Origin of the sequence: Sinomonas sp. P47F7, from assembly GCF_049332655.1 — a bacterium.
GTDB lineage: Bacteria > Actinomycetota > Actinomycetes > Actinomycetales > Micrococcaceae > Sinomonas.
Genome location: NZ_CP186327.1, coordinates 1703327 through 1720255 on the forward strand (window position 1 = coordinate 1703327; position 16929 = coordinate 1720255).

A 16929-nucleotide genomic window follows, 5' to 3' on the forward strand; every position below is an offset into this window, starting at 1 on the left:
AAGGCGGCACCGATCACGCCACCAGCCAACCTGCGAAGGGAGCTTGTTCAGCAGTCTCCTAGGCGGACGACTGCAACGCCAACCCCCACGGCCAAGGCTGCTGAACCCCCGGATCCCGTTCCGGCGGACGTTCCGGCCCGCGACTGCTGCCCTGACCCGCATCTCCGGTGCAGATTCCCCACGCAGTTGCGGGTCAGGGCAGCAGATGCGGCTTAAGGCAGCGAAGCCTGGGGAAACACCACCCCAGACCCACCGCCCTTTTGAACCCCGCGGCCCGAGTGAGTGTCAGCGCTGGGGGCTCTTGGCACGCGGGCCGCTCGGGGCGCGTGAGCCGCCGGTGGCGCGTGAGCCGCCGCTCGTCGTCGTCTGCTTGATGCGCCCGAGCCGCGAGGCGCCGTGCGTGGCCCATTCGAGCGGGCCGCGCCACCCGTTGGCTCTGAACAGGAGCCCGACGGCGAGCCCCGCGACGATGTGGACGGCGAGCAGCCCCTCTCGCTCGAGGCCGGGGGTCCCGCCTCCCTCGGACCACGCGGCGGCCCACACGTGCACGGTGTAGAGCGTGAGGGTCATCCCGCCGGCTCCCGCGAGCGGTCGGAGGATCCCGATCTTCTCGATCGGCCGAATCCGCGCCAGAAGGAGGAACGCCCCGAGGGCGGCGGCCGAGGTGCCGACGGTGTGCAGGAGGTCGAGCGTCGTGCCCGCATGGGGCGCGGCGGTCGCGAGCCACCACGGGCTCCCGGTCTGCTCGAGGCCGGTCAGGTTGGCCTGAAGCATCGCGTCGAGGGGCCAGTGGCTTGCCTGCGGGGTCGCCAGCAGGCCTGCTCGGCCGCCGAGCGGCACCATGAGCGCCCATTCCGCGCCCTTCGCGAGCGCGGCCGCCGCGGCGCCACCGCACAGGAGACCCACCTGGACGCCCCATCGCCGCAGCTGGAGCCTCCCGATCCACAGCCCCACGAGGAGATAGGCAAACCACTCGATGACTGGGTAGAAGCCGGTCACGAACAGGTCTCCAATGAGCCGCACAGGGTCGGCGAGGTCGTTCCACGTCGGGTTGTGCCCGAGCCGCGCGGGGTCGGCGCCGCCGAGGAGCCACGGCCGGAGCTCGAAAGTCACGATCGGCGCCAGGAGAATCCACGCGATGGAGAGCAGCACGAGCGCTCGCTGCCCGAGCCGCAGAACCGGTATCGCGCACCAGAAGAGCACGGCGTACTGGACGAGGATCACGGCGACGTTGACCTGCAGCATCCCCAAGCAAAGTCCGACGGCGGCGATCACCGCGGCGCGCAGGGCGAGGCCCAGACGGTTGGCCTCGGCGGGCACGCGGCCCAATGCGAGGGATACCCCCGCGAGGACCGCGAAGAGCGCGGCGGCGCGGCCCGAGAACGTCAGGCCCACCCACGTGGGCTCGGCGTGACCGGCAACGTCGGGGGCGATGGTCGGAAGGAGATGTGTGGCCATCATCGCGAGCAAAGCGGCCCCGCGCGCGAGGTCGACGCCCGTGAGCCGCTCGGCCGCGAAACGCTGGCCAGGCGATTTCCATCTCAAGGTTCGCGCGGCCATGCGCTCATGCTCTCACGGTGGCAACGAGACGAGGGCTCCCTCGGCTTCGCGTTCCACAGTGCACCCATCACCGCAGCGGCAGCGGCCCGTTCGGGCCGCCCTCGGGCTTCTTCTGCCAACTACCTCGGTTCGCCGACGACACTCGATGTCCGGTCACTTAGATACAGGCCCAAGCACCACTGAGATTTCGTGCCTGCCCGCTGAGTTGTGTTGATCAGTTGTTATGGTGAGGGTTACAGGGAGGCGGGAAAACATGGCGGCTGGCGATAAAATGCTCACAGTTGGTCTGTCGACGGAACTTCACCGAGAGTTGAAAATTGCATCGGTAATGACGGGATGTTCAATGAAGGACATCGTCATGAGGGCGATACGGCTAGAATTGGCCAAGATTCGTTCAGATCTGAAAGGCCGACAGGCGCCCCGCGCTCACGAGTAGGATATCAATTACCCACTTGCCAGACCATTCTGTGCAGAACGTCGAGATGCTCATTTATATTGAAAGGAGTTGAAAACCATGATTGATCGATTCAGGATCAAGGGTTCGGTCGGTGAATTAGTTCTGGCTATCATCTTCATCGTCATCGCGATTACAATCCCACTCGAGGATGCGTTTTGGGTGATCTTCCGAGCTGTTCTCGTTCTCGCGATAGCGGCCTATGCTGCTGTCGTACTTGTAGTGATGGTCCGGCGCAGAAAGGGCGGGCCAGTCGACTGAAGAGGCTCCATGAAGGGAGGCCGGGATCCGTGCGGTAAGGATGCCCAGCCTCCTTCCTGGATTAGCGGGAAACTCAGCTCAGCGCCCGAAGCAGCCCGCTACTGTAACGCCACCTCCAACGATGCCGCCCCACCAACCTCCCATCAAGAGGCTTCCGAATGCCATGGCGGCCCCGGCCTTGCACGAAAATGAAACTTCCGGAGCCGGCGGTCCGTACCAACCGCAGGCAGGGGTGTCGTGGTTCCAGGAATAGCAATTGTCAGCTTGCGCCGGGGTGGCAGCTATGACGCCGCCTCCGGCCAGGGCTGCTGAAAGCATGATCGTTGCGGCAACTCGGCGGAGTCCCAACTATTCCTCCCGATTTAACTCGATCTTGGTGCGAGTGCAATTTCGATTGCGATTCGAGAGTAGGTGAGTCTACGGGTCGCGACAACCTTTTACCGGATCGATCAGGAGAAATGCCAATCCAGTCGATCCATTTCTAGAGTTTTCATGAATCTGCTGATTTGCAGAATCCTGATTTGATGTTGATGCATTCCGGTGGCCTGCTGGAGTCATAGCCCCTCGGAGGTGTGCTTGAGTCCACCGCCGTCATACGGGTTGGCTCGGGGGACGACTGGCACGCGACTGGGGCGCTCAGCTGCCGCGCGAAATCCGTTGCCCACGCTTGCCATTCGAACATATTTTCGATTACCCTCGAGCCATGGACGCTCCACAGCACTCGGGGCCCAGGATGTCCGGGTCCGTCGCTCCGTACCTGTCCCACGGGGCGGCGGGCCACGGCTCTCGAGACCCTGAAGCGTGGCGTCCGGAGAGCCTCGTGCTCGCGGGAGACCCGCCTCCCTTCGAACTGGCCCGGCGCCTCGGGGAAGCGGATCTGGACGTTCTGCGCCCGGGGGAGCTCATCCAGTTCTCGCTCGCGGCGGGCAGCCTCGCGGCCTGGGCGGAAGGATTGCGCCGAGCCGCCGAGGCGCAGCTCGTCGTCCTCATGGGCGGCCGCTGAGGGCGTTACCCTGATGGCCTAATATGGCCGCATGTCCGCTGAGCTCACCGTCGCAGCCGTGCAGTACGAGTCGAGCCAGGGCGGCATCGCCGCCAATATGGAGGGGCATGTCCGTGCGCTCGAAGACGCGGACGGCCACGGCGCGCGCATCGCGGTCTTCCCCGAGCTCTCGCTCATCGGATATGACCTCTCGCAGCTCGACAACGAATCGTGCTGGCTCGCGAATCCGTCCGCCCAGCTCGCCGAAATCCAGGCGGCGTGCGAGGACATGGGGATCATCGCCGTCGTCGGCGCGCCCGTGCGCGAGCCCGACGGGACGCCGCGACTGGCCTCGGTGCTCCTGCGGCCCGGGACGGTGCCGCTCATCGCGCCCAAGACGCACGTCCACGGCAGCGAGCAGGACTATTTCGAGCCAGGGGACGGCCCCACGCTCGTCGAAGTGGACGGCTGGAACGTCGCGCTCGCGGTGTGCTTCGACGTCGCGTTGCCGTCCCACGCCGCTCTGGCCGCGGAGGCGGGAGCCGACCTGTATGCGGCCTCCGCCGTGTACGTCGTGGGGGAGGAACGGCGGCTCGATCTCCACTTCGGCGCGCGGGCCATGGACAGCCGGTTCTTCGCACTCCTCGCCAACTCCGCCGGGACCTCCTCGCTGGGTCCGTCGTGCGGCGAGAGCGGGGTCTGGGGTCCCGATGGGCACCGCATGGTCCACGCGCGGACCACGGGGCCCGAGGTCGTCTCGGCGCTGCTGTTCCGCTCGGCTCTCGAGCGCTTCCGGCACTAGTCTCCGTTGCCCACTTGACGCGGCGACAGGGTAACGTTTTGACCATGGCTGACTCTGACATTCGCGCGGCAACCTTCGGATCGCTCCTGACCGCGATGGTCACGCCGTTCTCGAAGGACGGCGAAGTCGACTACGAGACTGCCGGACAGTTGGCGGCCAAGCTCGTGGACGACGGCTGCGACGGCCTCGTGGTGACCGGCACGACCGGTGAGACGTCAACCCTCACCGACGAGGAGAACCTTGGCATGTTCAAGGCCGTCCTCGAGGCCGTGGGCGGCCGCGCGAAGGTCATCGCGGGCACCGGAACGAATGACACTCGTCACTCTGTGAACCTGTCGCGCCGCGCAGCGGAGCTCGGCGTCGACGGCCTCCTCCTCGTCACGCCCTACTACAACAAGCCCAGTCAGGCCGGGGTCCAGGCACACTTCGAGACGGTCGCCTCGGCCACCGACCTCCCGGTCATGCTGTACGACATCCCCGGCCGCTCGGGCATCCCGATCCAGCCGGAGACCATCATCCGCCTCGCCGAGCACCCCAACATCAAGGGCCTCAAGGACGCGAAGGCCGATTTCGCCTCGATCACGCGCGTGCTCGCCAAGACTGACCTCGCCGTCTACTCGGGCGACGACGGGCTCACCCTGCCGTGGATGGCTGCGGGTGCGCTCGGCGTCGTGAGCGTCACGGCGCACGTCGTCACGAAGCAGTTCCGTGCCCTCGTCGATGCGGGCCTCGCCGGCGACTTCGCGGCCGCACGCAAGATTCACTTCGAGCTCGACCCCGTGATCCGCGGAATCATGACCCGCGTCCAGGGTGCCGTCGCTGCGAAGCAAGTTCTCACATGGCAGGGAGTCCTGCCCAGCTCCACCGTCCGTCTGCCGCTCGTCGAGCCCAGCGGCGCGGAGCTCGACCTCATCCGAGCCGACCTGGCCGAAGCCGGAATGGATTTCGCCTGAACGCCGGTGCTTAGCCAAAGGCTTGTGCCTAGAAAGAAGAAGCAATGACCCAACTTGCCCTCTCAGTCCTCACGACGCCGCCGAAACTGCCCAAGGGCACGCTCCGGATCGTGCCCCTCGGGGGACTGGGCGAGGTCGGCCGCAACATGGCCGTCTTCGAGATCGACGGCAAGCTCCTGATCGTCGACTGCGGCGTCCTCTTCCCCGAGGAGAACCAGCCGGGCGTGGACCTCATCCTGCCCGATTTCTCCTACATCGAGGACCGCATTCAGGACGTCGTGGCGTGCGTGCTCACGCACGGCCATGAGGACCACATCGGGGCCGTCCCCTACCTGCTGCGGCACCGTCGCGACATCCCGCTCGTGGGCTCCCAGCTCACCCTTGCGCTCGTCGAGGCCAAGCTCGCCGAGCACCGCATCACCCCGGTACTGCGCGTGGTCGAGGAGGGCCAGGTGCTCGACTTCGGCCCGTTCCAGACCGAGTTCGTGGCCGTCAACCACTCGATCCCGGACGCGCTCGCCGTGTTCATCCGCACGGCTGGCGGCACGGTGCTGCACACGGGCGACTTCAAGATGGACCAGCTCCCGCTCGACGGCCGCATCACGGACCTGCGCCACTTCGCCCGCCTCGGCGAGGAGGGCGTGGACCTGCTCATGGCCGACTCGACGAACGCGGACGTCCCCGGGTTCACGACGGCGGAGAAGGAGATCGGCCCCGTCCTCGACCGGCTCTTCGGGCAGGCCCGCAAGCGGATCATCGTGGCGAGCTTCTCCTCGCACGTTCACCGCGTGCAGCAGGTGCTCGACGCCGCCCATCACCACGGGCGCAAGGTCGCCTTCGTGGGCCGCTCGATGGTGCGGAACATGACGATTGCCTCGAAGCTCGGCTATCTCGACGTCCCGCCCGGAATCCTCGTGGACATCAAGCACATCGACGACTACCCGGACCACCAGCTCGTGCTCATGTCCACGGGGTCCCAGGGCGAGCCCATGGCGGCGCTGTCGCGCATGGCGAACGGCGACCACCGCGTCCAGGTGGGCACGGGGGACATGGTGATCCTCGCGTCCTCGCTCATCCCAGGCAACGAGAACGCCGTGTTCCGCGTCATCAACGGGCTCCTCAAGCTCGGCGCGAACGTGGTGCACAAGGGGAACGCGAAGGTGCACGTCTCGGGCCACGCCGCCGCGGGCGAGCTCCTGTACTGCTACAACATCCTCGAGCCACTCAACGCGATGCCCGTGCACGGCGAGACCCGTCACCTCATCGCCAACGGGAACCTTGCGCTCGAGACCGGGATGGATCCGGACAGCGTGATCCTTGGAGACAACGGCACGGTCGTCGACCTCGCAAACGGCAAGGCCAAGATCGTCGGACAGGTCGAGGTGGGCTTCGTGTACGTCGACGGGAGCAGCGTCGGCGCCATCACGGACGCGGATCTCAAGGACCGCCGGATCCTCGGCGACGAGGGCTTCATCTCGGTCATCACGGTCGTGAACCGCTCGACCGGCAAGGTTGTCTCGGGCCCTGAGATCCACGCCCGCGGCGTGGCCGAGGACGATGCCGTGTTCGACGACATCATCCCGAAGGTCAACGAGGCGCTCGAGGAGGCCATCCTCTCGAAGCCCGACCACACTGCCTACCAGCTCCAGCAGGTGGTGCGTCGCGTCATCGGCACGTGGGTCAGCCGCAAGCTGCGCCGCCGCCCCATGATCATCCCGGTGGTGCTCGAGGCCTGAGCAGCCAGGGCGAATTGGGGCCGCCGACCCGTGGTTTTCCCGGGTTTCGGCGGCCCTTCGCGTTACCGTAGGGACCATGGCGACTCGTACCTCCTCTGCGCCACGCACCACGACTCGATCGGGCGCGTCCAAGACCGGCCCGGCCAAGAAACGCCCGGCCGGACGTTCGGCGGCCGTCACGAGTCGCGACTCGGGGCAGCCGTGGCTCACGCGCGTGGTCGGCGGCGCCTGGCAGGGGCTTGCCCACACGGTCGGCGCGGGCGTCCGGCGGATCGGCACGGACGTGAGCGACCTCGATCCGCAGGCGCGCCGCGACGGCGCCGGCCTCTTCAACCTCGTGCTCGCGGTGTTCATCGCGACGTTTGCCTGGTGGGGCTGGCACGGCTGGTTCCCCGACGTGGTCTATGCGGTCGTCAACGGGACGTTCGGCTGGATCGCCCTCGTGCTCCCGCTCATGCTCGCCGTGTGCGCGTTCCGCCTGTTCCGGCACCCCGAGGACCAGCGGGGCAACAACCGCGTAGGCATCGGGTTCCTCATCATGGCGTTCTCCGGGACGGGCCTCGCCCACGTGCTCGGCGGCCTCCCGTCCGTCGCGGACGGTTTCGATGGCCTGCGCCGCGCGGGCGGGATGCTGGGCTTCCTCGCGGCCTCGCTCCTTGCGGGCATCCACCCGGCCGTGCCGCTCGTGGTTTACGGCTTCCTCGCATTCGTCTCGCTGCTCATCGTGACGGCCACGCCGTTCACGGCAATTCCGCGGCGCCTGCGCTCGGCGTGGGACCACCTCGTGGGAGTGGATCTGCGCGAGCCCGAAGGCGAGGGGCACGACCGCAGCTACCTGTACGACTCGGAGCGGCGGGCAGAGGACGCGGCCAAGCAGGAGAAGAAGCCGCGGAAGAAGCGCCGCATGTTCGGCCGCGACGAGGACGAGGATTCGGCGGACAGGCCCGAGGGCTTCGCGGGCGACGAGGCCTTCGAGCGCGCTGTGGTCGGCAATCCCGAGTCCATGGAGTCGGTCCCGGCGGGCGTCCGGTCCCAGGCCGAGGCCGCGATCGAGAAGATCCGCGCGGCCCGCGCTGGCAAGGCGCCCGAGGCGGCGACCGAGGCGATCCCCGCCGTGGGTCTCCCGGGTGCACCCGGTGCTCCGGCAGCGTCCGACGGCGCCGCGGCCGGCGGTGCCGGGCTCACCGGCGCCGGGGGAGCGGCGGCGGCCCACAGCGTGCCGTCGACCGCGCGCCCGGCGGTCGCGCCGCCGTCGCCCATTCCACAGCGCACGGAGCAGCTCCAGCTCGCCGGCGACGTGACGTACACGCTTCCCTCGTCCGAGGCGCTGGTCCACGGAACGGTGCCGAAGGAGCGCACGGAGGCGAATGACGCGGTCGTCGCGGCGCTCACGAACACCCTCCAGCAGTTCAACGTCGAGGCCGAAGTCACGGGATTCAGCCGCGGCCCGACCGTGACACGCTATGAGATCGAGCTCTCCCCGGGCACGAAGGTCGAGAAGGTCACGGCGCTCAGCAAGAACATCGCGTACGCCGTCGCGAGCTCGGACGTGCGCATCCTGAGCCCCATCCCCGGCAAGAGTGCGATCGGCATCGAGATCCCCAACACGGACCGCGAGACCGTCTCTCTCGGAGACGTGCTACGCAGCCAGAACGCACGGCGCACCGAGCACCCCATGGTCATGGGCGTGGGCAAGGACGTAGAAGGCGGCTTCGTCGTCGCGAACCTCGCGAAGATGCCCCACATGCTCGTGGCCGGCGCGACCGGCGCGGGCAAGTCCTCATTCGTGAACTCGATGATCACGTCGATCCTCATGCGTTCGACGCCGGACGAGGTCCGCATGGTCATGGTCGACCCGAAGCGCGTCGAGCTCACCGCGTACGAGGGCGTCCCGCACCTCATCACGCCCATCATCACGAACCCGAAGAAGGCTGCGGAGGCCCTCCAATGGGTCGTGCGCGAGATGGATGCGCGGTACGACGACCTCGCGAACTACGGCTTCAAGCACATCGACGACTTCAACAAGGCGGTCAAGGCGGGCAAGGTCGTCCCGCCGCCGGGGTCCGAGCGGAAGATCAAGGCCTACCCGTACCTCTTGGTCATCGTCGACGAGCTTGCGGACCTCATGATGGTCGCGCCGCGCGACGTCGAGGACTCGATCGTGCGCATCACCCAGCTCGCGCGAGCGGCCGGCATCCACCTCGTCCTCGCGACGCAGCGCCCGTCGGTGGACGTCGTGACCGGCCTGATCAAGGCCAACGTGCCGTCCCGTATGGCCTTCGCAACGTCCTCGGTGACGGACTCGCGCGTCGTGCTCGACCAGCCGGGCGCCGAGAAGCTCATCGGCCAGGGCGACGCCCTGTTCCTCCCCATGGGTGCGTCCAAGCCCATGCGCGTGCAGGGCGCGTGGGTCTCGGAGTCGGAGATCCACCAAGTGGTCGAGCACGTCAAGGGCCAGCTCCAGGTGACCTACCGCGACGACGTCGCCGCCGAGCCCGAGAAGAAGCAGATCGATGAGGAGATCGGAGACGATCTCGAGGTCCTGCTCCAGGCCACCGAGCTCGTGGTCACGACGCAGTTCGGCTCGACGTCGATGCTCCAGCGCAAGCTGCGCGTCGGCTTTGCGAAGGCTGGGCGGCTCATGGACCTCCTCGAGAGCCGCGGCGTCGTCGGCCCGTCGGAGGGCTCGAAGGCGCGCGACGTCCTCGTCACGCCGGACGACCTTCCGGCCGTCCTGGCCGCGCTCCGAGGCGAGGACGCGCCGTCGTCCGCTTCCCCAGCGAACCCGGCGGATCGGGCGCTCGCCGACAACGCCAACGCCAATCACCACCTCGGGGAGCACGAGGTGAGCTCGCCCTACGCGGAGGACCTCGTGAAGGGCGATCTCGACTCGCGCCCGCAGGCCACCGACTACTACGACGAGGACGACGACGACGGCGGCGACGACGCCTGGCAGCTCACCGGCCGATAGGCTTGAGTGATGACTACCAAAGGGCCGTCCCAGCTTTGGAACTTGCCCAACGTCCTCACGATGTTCCGGATCGTCCTCGTGCCGGTGTTCGTGGGGTTCATGATCGCCGACGGCTCCCATCAGGGGCCCCTGCGGTGGCTCGCGGTCCTCGCGTTCGTCGTCGCGATGTACACGGATCAGCTCGACGGGCAGATCGCTCGGCGGCGCAATCTCGTCACCAACTTCGGGAAGATCGCCGACCCGATCGCGGACAAGTTGCTCACGGGCGCCGCGCTCGTGCTGCTCTCAGTCCTCGGGGAACTGCCCTGGTGGATCACGATCGTCATCCTTGTACGCGAGTGGGGAATCACGGCGCTGCGCTTCGTGGTGATCCGCTACGGCGTGATGCCGGCCTCCCCTGGAGGGAAGCTCAAGACGGTCCTCCAGAGCGTTGCGATCGGTCTGTACTTGCTCCCGCTCCGCGACGTTGCGCCCGCTGTCCCCGTGGTCGCGTTCGTGATCATGCTTGCTGCCGTCGCGATCACGGTCGTCACGGGCGTCGACTACATCGTGAAGGCCCTCCGGCTTCGCTCCGCGGCCCTGCGGGCGCAACCCAAGGGGGAGTGAGGTCTCGATGAGTTCGGGCGTGACCGCCCAGGAGGTCGTTGCAGCGTACGTGGCGAGGGGCAGCACGGCCGCGACGGCGGAGTCGCTCACGGCTGGGCTCGTGGCGGCGAGCCTCGCGGACGTCCCGGGTGCCTCCTCGATGCTGCGGGGTGGCGTCGTCAGCTACGCGACGGAGGTCAAGGCGGCCCTGCTCGGGGTCTCGGCGGACCTGCTCAAGGAGGCCGGATCCGTCGATCCCGAGGTCGCGCGGCAGATGGCCGTCGGGGCGCGGGCCGCGTGCGGCGCGGACTACGCCGTTTCGACCACGGGAGCGGCGGGGCCGGAGCCGCACGACGGCAAGCCCGTGGGCACGGTGTTCGTGGGGCTCGCCGGGCCAGGCGGCACGGAGGTGCGTGAATACCGCTTTTCCGGGACCCGCGCGGAGATCCGGGCGGCTGCTCGCGACGCCGCGCTCACGGCGCTCCTCGACGCAGTGAGCTGAGAGCATGCTGTGAGTTTGGGTTGAGAAGGGCGCTGCGGGGGAACAAAGGATCGGGTCGGGGAGTTGTTTCTAATGTCGCCACCCCCGTGGCGGCAGCACTAGGATGAGTCACACGGATGCCCGGGAAGCCGGGCCCCTATGAGGAGCGCACTGATACATATGGTCAAGCAGCCCGTCACCGTCAATGGCGTAGTCCGCTGGCGCAATGTGGGCTTGGCTGAAATCGCCCCTGAAGAGAAGAAGGAGCGCAAGATGGTAGTTCTGCGTCATGAGATTGGGGACGTCCTCCGCGACGTCCGCCAGCGTCAGGGCCGCACGCTCCGTGAAGTCTCGCACAACGCGCGTGTCTCTCTTGGGTACCTCAGCGAAGTCGAGCGAGGCCAGAAGGAAGCCTCGTCCGAGCTTCTCTCCTCGATTTGCGCCGCCCTCGACGTGCCCCTTTCCGCCATGCTCCGCGAAGTCAGCGACCGCGTCGCGGTGGCCGAGGGAGTTTCGGTGCCGGACACTGTTCCTCAGGAGTTCTCCCAGCGCTACGGCCGCGACCTCTCGGAGGAGCTGGACGTCGAACTGAGCAAGCTGAGCGGATCGCGCTGACTCGAGAGGTTCAGCGGCGTAGGTTTCAAGGGGTCGGGCTGATGCCCGGCCCCTCCGCTGTCCCCGAAGGCTGCGCGCCCGGCTCCGGGCGACGGCGGCCGGCCGCCCCGAGTGCATCGTTGAGCCGCGAGAAGTAGTCCGAGAGCTGGGACAGGTCCGTCAGATCCCAGGTGCCGAGCGCATCGCGGAAGAACTCGAGCCTGCGGCTGCGGAGCTCATCGACCTCAGAGGCTCCCGCCGGGCTCAGCGTGACCCGCTGGGCGCGGCGATCGTCGGGGTCGTCTTCCTTGGACACGAGGCCCAGCTGCTCGAGCAACGCCACCTGGCGGCTCACGGACGGCTTGCCGATGCCGATGAGGCTCGCGAGTTCCGTAATGCGCAGGGGCCCCTCGCGTCGCAGGATCACGAGCAGGCCGTATGCGCCGGGCTCGATTTCAGGGTGGAGAGAGCGCGAGAGGGTGTGCGAGATGGCTCGCGAGCGGCGCCAGAAAAGGCTCAGCTGCTGTTCGATCGACTCGAAGGCCTGGTCAAACTCTTCTGGGCTCTGGCGTGGGCTGGACATGACCACATCATAGGCAGCGGACCAGACGCCTACTTGGGCACTGAGTCACACACTGAGATGGGCCCCGGTGGGGCTCGCGGGCAACTGCGGACGGGCCAAGGGAGCCCATGAAAGAATGGCTTGATGCGGCACAGCGACTTCTGGCGGTTCATGGAGGACGAGTTCGGGTCGGCCTACGCGCGCGTCCTGGCCTCGACTCTCGTGCTGACCGCAGCCGGCGGACGCACCGCTGTGGAGGCGCTGCAGGCGGGTCAGAATCCTCGCACGGTCTGGCTTGCCGTCTGCGATATGCAGGACGTGCCGCCTGATCGGCGGCTCGGCAAGGACCGTCCGCTGAGAGGCTGAAGGCCGCGACACGCCGCGGACGTCTTCGAAGATGTGTTCGGTTCGGGGTATTCTCCTCAACAGAGCAGAAAATTCACCGTTTCGGGCCGGACGTCCACAACGGCGGGCGAACGCCGCGTTTTGTCGGCGGGTCTCGGTAGCGTAGCGAGTGGATTGAACGGCAGGCCCGGAAGGGCCTTGCCGAGGCCCAGAGAACCCCGACCGGAGGTGGACCATGGCGGCATCGCCAGAACGCGAAAAGGCCCTCGAAGCGGCCCTCGCACAGATCGACAAGCAGTTCGGCAAGGGATCGATCATGCGTCTCGGGGACGATACCCGCGCGCCGATCGAAGTCATCCCGACGGGGTCGATCGCGCTGGACGTCGCGCTCGGCATCGGAGGCCTCCCGCGAGGGCGTGTCGTCGAGATCTACGGGCCGGAATCGTCCGGTAAGACTACCGTCGCGCTGCACGCCGTGGCCAACGCGCAGCGGGCCGGCGGCATCGCCGCGTTCATCGATGCGGAGCACGCGCTCGATCCGGAGTACGCGGCAAAGCTCGGCGTCGACACGGACGCGCTGCTCGTCTCGCAGCCGGACACCGGTGAGCAGGCCCTCGAAATCATGGACATGCTCGTGGGCTCGGGCTCTATCGACATCGTCGTCATCGACTCGGTCGCGGCGCTTGTTCCCCGGGCCGAGATCGAGGGCGAGATGGGCGACAGCCATGTGGGCCTCCAAGCTCGGCTCATGAGCCAGGCGCTTCGCAAGGTCACCGGTCGCCTCAACCAGACCAAGACGACCGCGATCTTCATCAACCAGCTGCGCGAGAAGATTGGTGTGTTCTTCGGCTCTCCCGAGACGACCACCGGTGGTAAGGCGCTCAAGTTCTACGCCTCCGTGCGCATCGACGTGCGCCGCATCCAGACGCTCAAGGAGGGTTCCGACTCGGTCGGCAACCGGACCAAGGCCAAGATCGTCAAGAACAAGATGGCCCCGCCGTTCAAGCAGGCCGAGTTCGACATCATCTACGGCCAGGGCATCTCCCGCGAGGGCGGGATCATCGACATGGGCGTCGAGCACGGCATCATCAAGAAGTCGGGTTCGTGGTTCACGTACGACGGTGATCAGCTCGGCCAGGGCATGGAGAACTCGCGGCGCTTCCTGCGCGACAACCCCGAGCTCGCGGACGAGCTCGAGCGGCTCATCAAGGAGAAGCTCGGTGTCGGGGTCAAGAAGGACGCCGAGGAAGAGCCGCGGCTCAAGGCAGTCGAGGGCGAGTAGCGCTTGGGTGGGAACCGTTCGCGCGAGCCGGAGGAGGACCGCGAGGCGGACCCCGAGTCCGTCGCGCGGGCCATCCTGCTGAGGCAGCTCACGCTGGGTCCGCGGAGTCGGCACCAGCTCGCCGGCAAGCTTCGGGAACGCAACGTTCCCGAAGAGACCGCCGAGCTGGTGCTTGAGCGTTTCGAGGAAGTCGGCCTCATTGACGACGGCGCGTTCGCGGCAATGTGGGTTCGGAGCCGCTCAGAGTCGAAGTCGCTCTCGAAGAGTGCACTCCGGCGGGAGCTCGCATCCAAAGGCATCGGCGGTCAGAAGGCCGAGGACGCACTCGCTGATCTGAGCGATGAGGACGAGGATGAGGCGGCACGTCGACTCGTCGAGCGACGTGTCCGGCCTGGTGTGCTCGTGGATCCTGGCGCGAAGGACCGTGAGCTGCGCCGGCTCGTGGGGATGCTCGCGCGGAAGGGCCACCCGCCGGGGAGGGCCTTCCGGATCGCTTCGGATGTCGTCGAGGAGGCGACCCGGCGGAGTCTGTGAATACGCCGGGAAGCGGCGTGCCTCGTGGACCGGCGTGGGAGGCGCTCGCAACACTGGGGGTCACTATGCGACGTGCCCGAGGCTTCAGACTTCACCGCGCTGCCGCCGCGGTGGCCAGCGTGCTCTTGGCGCTGGGTGCTGCCGTCCCCGGCGCCGTGGCCGACAATGACACTCCGCCGTCGGGATTCCCGTCGTGGGACGACGTGCAGGCGGCGAAGGCCAACGTCGACTCGGCACAGGCGGAGGTCACCAAGATCAACGGCCTCCTCACGAACGTCCAGGCCGCGGCTGCGGACGCGTCGTCGAAGGCGGTCGCTGCCGGCGTCGTCTATGCCAAAGCCGAGCAGGCGGTCCAGAACCAGCAGAAGGTCGTGGATGCGCAGCGAGCGGCGACCACTGCGCTCGAGAAGCAGCGCGACCTCGCACGGCAAGCCGCTGGGCGGGTGGCTTCCGCCGCGTACATCGGTGGAGCGCCCGCGGGAGCGCTCGACGCCCTGTCCGTGCTGGGCCAGTCGGACGGCCTGGACCGGCTCGGGACCATCCAGATCCTGGGCGATCAGGCGTCGAAGGCCGTTGCGCAGTACAAGGGCGCCGCCAACAACGCGGCCGCCGCAGAAGCCCAGTCGCGGGCGGCAGAGGAGGTGCTCGCCCAGCTCTCGGCCGCGGCCAAGCAGGATCTCGATGCGGCCCAAGCCGCGCAGAAGCACGCACAAGACGTTGTGGCGCAGACCCAACAGCAGCAATCGACGCTCACGGCTCAGCTCGCGTCGCTCAAGGGGACCTCGGCCGACGTGGAGCAGCGCTACGAGCAGGGTCAGGCCGCCCTCGCCGCGTACGAGGCAGCCCAGGAGGCGAAGCGCCAGGCGGCCGAGAAGCTCGCCCAGGAACAGGCCGCCGCGGCGGCTGCTCAGCGGGCCCAGGTCGCGCCGGCCGCGACGGTCGTGAGCCCCCGCGTCGGAGTGGTTGACGATCCGGCGGGGGCTCAAGCGTTCGCGGGCTCGCAGATCGGCGGCTACGGCTGGGGCGGCGGTGAGTATCAGTGCCTCCTCCAGCTGTGGACGCGCGAGTCGAGCTGGATGACCGACGCCACGAACCCGTCCAGCGGGGCCTACGGCATCGCCCAGGCCCTCCCGCCGGACAAGTACTACTCCGCGGGCAGCGATTGGCTGACGAACTACCGCACGCAGATCGTCTGGGGACTCGGCTACATTCGAGACCGCTATGGCAGCCCCTGCGCGGCATGGTCGCACGAAGTGGCCATCGGCTGGTACTGACGCACGAATCGGTGCCCGGCCGGTACCCTTGATGGGTGAGTTCCACGATCGACACGCCGCGCAGCTACGAGGTGCGCACCTTCGGCTGCCAGATGAACATCCACGACTCCGAGCGCATGTCGGGTCTGCTGGAGGCGGCCGGCTACGTGCCCGCCGCGGAGGGCGCTGAGCCGGACGTCGTCGTCTTCAACACGTGCGCCGTGCGCGAGAACGCGGACAATCGCCTCTACGGCAACCTCGGCCAGCTCCGCCCCGTCAAGGAGCGGCACCCGGGCATGCAGATCGCCGTCGGCGGCTGCCTCGCGCAGAAGGACCGGGACACGATCCTCGAGAAGGCGCCGTGGGTCGACGCCGTGTTCGGAACCCACAATGTGGGTGCGCTGCCCGCGCTCCTCGAGCGCTCGCGCCACAATCATGAGGCGCAGCTCGAGATCCTCGAGTCCCTCGAGGTGTTCCCGTCCACGCTCCCCACGAAGCGCGACTCGGTGTACAGCGGCTGGGTCTCGATCTCCGTGGGCTGCAACAACACGTGCACGTTCTGCATTGTTCCGAGCCTGCGGGGGAAGGAACGCGATCGTCGGCCCGGCGAGATCCTTGCCGAGGTCCAGGCCCTCGTCGACGACGGCGCTATCGAGGTGACGCTGCTTGGCCAGAACGTGAACTCGTACGGCGTCGAGTTCGGCGACCGTCTCGCGTTCGGAAAGCTCCTGAGGGCGTGCGGCGACATCGAGGGGCTCGAGCGCGTCCGGTTCACGAGCCCGCATCCCGCGGCCTTCACGGACGATGTCATCGACGCGATGGCGGAGACGCCCAACGTCATGCCACAGCTGCACATGCCGCTCCAGTCCGGCTCGGACAGCCTCCTGCGGTCCATGCGCCGCTCCTACCGCTCGGCGAAGTTCCTCGGCATCCTCGACCGCGTACGCGAGTGGATTCCCCACGCGGCGATCACGACCGACATCATCGTGGGCTTCCCCGGCGAGACGGAGGAGGACTTCGAGGCGACGCTCGACGTCGTCGAACGCTCCCGCTTCCAGAGTGCCTTCACGTTCCAGTACTCGAAGCGCCCCGGGACCCCGGCCGCGGACATGCCGAACCAGCTGCCGAAGGCGGTGGTCCAGGAACGCTACGAGCGTCTCATCGCGCTTCAGGAGCGCATCTCCGGCGAGGAGAACGCGCGCCAGATCGGACGCGAGGTCGAGCTCCTCGTGACCGCACAGAGCGGGCGCAAGGCGGGGGAGACCCACCGTCTGTCGGGTCGCGCCAAGGACAACCGCCTGGTCCACTTCAGCGTCCCCGCCGGCGCCGACGAGCCCCGCCCCGGTGATCTCGTGACCGTCACCGTCACGGCCGCCGCGCCGCACCACCTCATCGCCGACCCCACCGGCAGGGCCGAGTACGCCGTGCGCCGATCGCGCGCCGGCGACGCGTGGGACCGCGCCCAGGCGGAGTCCTGCGGCGTCCCCGCGCCCGGCGCGGTGGCAGCGGGCGGGGTGGGCGCGCGGGCCGTGAGTCTCGGCATGCCGACGCTGCCCGTCCGCGCGGGCTGACGC

General features: G+C 67.9%; 16 protein-coding genes. 14 read left to right on the plus strand and 2 right to left on the minus strand.

Translation table 11 applies throughout. From position 1 onward, the window contains the following. Nucleotides 1-285: 285 nt before the first annotated feature. Complete coding sequence (locus ACOKR1_RS08105; protein WP_422936166.1) at nt 286-1560, minus strand: heparan-alpha-glucosaminide N-acetyltransferase domain-containing protein; 1275 nt, start codon at nt 1558-1560, stop codon at nt 286-288. A gap of 514 nt (nt 1561-2074) precedes the next feature. Here ACOKR1_RS08105 and ACOKR1_RS08110 point away from each other — a divergent pair. The 9 genes from ACOKR1_RS08110 (at nt 2075) to ACOKR1_RS08150 (ending at nt 11400) form a co-directional block, all read left to right on the plus strand. Then, nucleotides 2075-2275, plus strand: a complete 201-nt coding sequence (locus ACOKR1_RS08110) for a hypothetical protein (protein ID WP_422936167.1) — start codon at nt 2075-2077, stop codon at nt 2273-2275. Nucleotides 2276-2978: 703 nt separating this feature from the next. After that, nucleotides 2979-3278: a hypothetical protein gene (locus ACOKR1_RS08115; protein WP_422936168.1), complete on the plus strand. Its 300-nt coding sequence runs from the start codon at nt 2979-2981 to the stop codon at nt 3276-3278. A 31-nt stretch (nt 3279-3309) separates the two neighbouring features. Then, entirely contained in the window at nt 3310-4059 is a 750-nt protein-coding gene (locus ACOKR1_RS08120; protein WP_422936169.1) for a carbon-nitrogen hydrolase family protein, read from the plus strand. A gap of 44 nt (nt 4060-4103) precedes the next feature. Next, nucleotides 4104-5012: a 4-hydroxy-tetrahydrodipicolinate synthase gene (dapA, locus tag ACOKR1_RS08125; protein ID WP_422936170.1), complete on the plus strand. Its 909-nt coding sequence runs from the start codon at nt 4104-4106 to the stop codon at nt 5010-5012. 44 nt (nt 5013-5056) lie between these two features. Next, nucleotides 5057-6748 (plus strand): ribonuclease J, encoded by a 1692-nt coding sequence (locus ACOKR1_RS08130; RefSeq protein ID WP_415856237.1) that lies wholly within the window; start codon nt 5057-5059, stop codon nt 6746-6748. Between the two features lie 76 nt (nt 6749-6824). Beyond that, nucleotides 6825-9719, plus strand: coding sequence for a DNA translocase FtsK (locus ACOKR1_RS08135; RefSeq protein ID WP_422936171.1), 2895 nt, complete (start codon nt 6825-6827; stop codon nt 9717-9719). A gap of 9 nt (nt 9720-9728) precedes the next feature. Continuing rightward, on the plus strand, nt 9729-10325 hold the full coding sequence (gene pgsA, locus ACOKR1_RS08140; RefSeq protein ID WP_422936172.1) for a CDP-diacylglycerol--glycerol-3-phosphate 3-phosphatidyltransferase: 597 nt from the start codon (nt 9729-9731) through the stop codon (nt 10323-10325). 7 nt (nt 10326-10332) lie between these two features. Further along, on the plus strand, nt 10333-10806 hold the full coding sequence (locus ACOKR1_RS08145; RefSeq protein ID WP_422936173.1) for a CinA family protein: 474 nt from the start codon (nt 10333-10335) through the stop codon (nt 10804-10806). 159 nt (nt 10807-10965) lie between these two features. Then, nucleotides 10966-11400 carry a helix-turn-helix domain-containing protein gene (locus ACOKR1_RS08150; RefSeq protein WP_136609858.1) on the plus strand — a complete coding sequence of 145 codons (435 nt, stop codon included), beginning with the start codon at nt 10966-10968 and terminating at the stop codon, nt 11398-11400. A 25-nt stretch (nt 11401-11425) separates the two neighbouring features. On the opposite strand, the gene ACOKR1_RS08155 is transcribed toward ACOKR1_RS08150, so the two are convergent. Then, nucleotides 11426-11962, minus strand: coding sequence for a MarR family winged helix-turn-helix transcriptional regulator (locus ACOKR1_RS08155; RefSeq protein WP_422936174.1), 537 nt, complete (start codon nt 11960-11962; stop codon nt 11426-11428). Nucleotides 11963-12085: 123 nt separating this feature from the next. Here ACOKR1_RS08155 and ACOKR1_RS08160 point away from each other — a divergent pair, with 123 nt between their 5' ends. The 5 genes from ACOKR1_RS08160 (at nt 12086) to miaB (ending at nt 16926) form a co-directional block, all read left to right on the plus strand. Next, complete coding sequence (locus ACOKR1_RS08160; RefSeq protein WP_422936175.1) at nt 12086-12307, plus strand: DUF3046 domain-containing protein; 222 nt, start codon at nt 12086-12088, stop codon at nt 12305-12307. Between the two features lie 214 nt (nt 12308-12521). Further along, entirely contained in the window at nt 12522-13568 is a 1047-nt protein-coding gene (gene recA, locus ACOKR1_RS08165; protein WP_422936176.1) for a recombinase RecA, read from the plus strand. 3 nt (nt 13569-13571) lie between these two features. After that, entirely contained in the window at nt 13572-14102 is a 531-nt protein-coding gene (locus ACOKR1_RS08170) for a regulatory protein RecX (protein ID WP_422936177.1), read from the plus strand. A gap of 65 nt (nt 14103-14167) precedes the next feature. Beyond that, nucleotides 14168-15376: a hypothetical protein gene (locus ACOKR1_RS08175; RefSeq protein WP_422936178.1), complete on the plus strand. Its 1209-nt coding sequence runs from the start codon at nt 14168-14170 to the stop codon at nt 15374-15376. 35 nt (nt 15377-15411) lie between these two features. Continuing rightward, nucleotides 15412-16926 (plus strand): tRNA (N6-isopentenyl adenosine(37)-C2)-methylthiotransferase MiaB, encoded by a 1515-nt coding sequence (gene miaB, locus ACOKR1_RS08180; protein WP_422936179.1) that lies wholly within the window; start codon nt 15412-15414, stop codon nt 16924-16926. Nucleotides 16927-16929 lie beyond the last annotated feature (3 nt).

Excerpts from the sequence above, each read along its gene's own strand:
- ACOKR1_RS08150 (WP_136609858.1), top strand. The coding sequence starts at position 10,966 with ATGGTCAAGCAGCCCGTCACCGTCAATGGCGTAGTCCGCTGGCGCAAT.
- dapA (WP_422936170.1), top strand. The coding sequence starts at position 4,104 with ATGGCTGACTCTGACATTCGCGCGGCAACCTTCGGATCGCTCCTGACC.
- ACOKR1_RS08145 (WP_422936173.1), top strand. The coding sequence starts at position 10,333 with ATGAGTTCGGGCGTGACCGCCCAGGAGGTCGTTGCAGCGTACGTGGCG.
- ACOKR1_RS08115 (WP_422936168.1), top strand. The coding sequence starts at position 2,979 with ATGGACGCTCCACAGCACTCGGGGCCCAGGATGTCCGGGTCCGTCGCT.
- ACOKR1_RS08175 (WP_422936178.1), top strand. The coding sequence starts at position 14,168 with ATGCGACGTGCCCGAGGCTTCAGACTTCACCGCGCTGCCGCCGCGGTG.
- ACOKR1_RS08160 (WP_422936175.1), top strand. The coding sequence starts at position 12,086 with ATGCGGCACAGCGACTTCTGGCGGTTCATGGAGGACGAGTTCGGGTCG.
- ACOKR1_RS08105 (WP_422936166.1), bottom strand. The coding sequence starts at position 1,560 with ATGGCCGCGCGAACCTTGAGATGGAAATCGCCTGGCCAGCGTTTCGCG.
- ACOKR1_RS08155 (WP_422936174.1), bottom strand. The coding sequence starts at position 11,962 with ATGTCCAGCCCACGCCAGAGCCCAGAAGAGTTTGACCAGGCCTTCGAG.
- pgsA (WP_422936172.1), top strand. The coding sequence starts at position 9,729 with ATGACTACCAAAGGGCCGTCCCAGCTTTGGAACTTGCCCAACGTCCTC.
- ACOKR1_RS08120 (WP_422936169.1), top strand. The coding sequence starts at position 3,310 with ATGTCCGCTGAGCTCACCGTCGCAGCCGTGCAGTACGAGTCGAGCCAG.
- ACOKR1_RS08135 (WP_422936171.1), top strand. The coding sequence starts at position 6,825 with ATGGCGACTCGTACCTCCTCTGCGCCACGCACCACGACTCGATCGGGC.
- recA (WP_422936176.1), top strand. The coding sequence starts at position 12,522 with ATGGCGGCATCGCCAGAACGCGAAAAGGCCCTCGAAGCGGCCCTCGCA.
- ACOKR1_RS08130 (WP_415856237.1), top strand. The coding sequence starts at position 5,057 with ATGACCCAACTTGCCCTCTCAGTCCTCACGACGCCGCCGAAACTGCCC.
- ACOKR1_RS08110 (WP_422936167.1), top strand. The coding sequence starts at position 2,075 with ATGATTGATCGATTCAGGATCAAGGGTTCGGTCGGTGAATTAGTTCTG.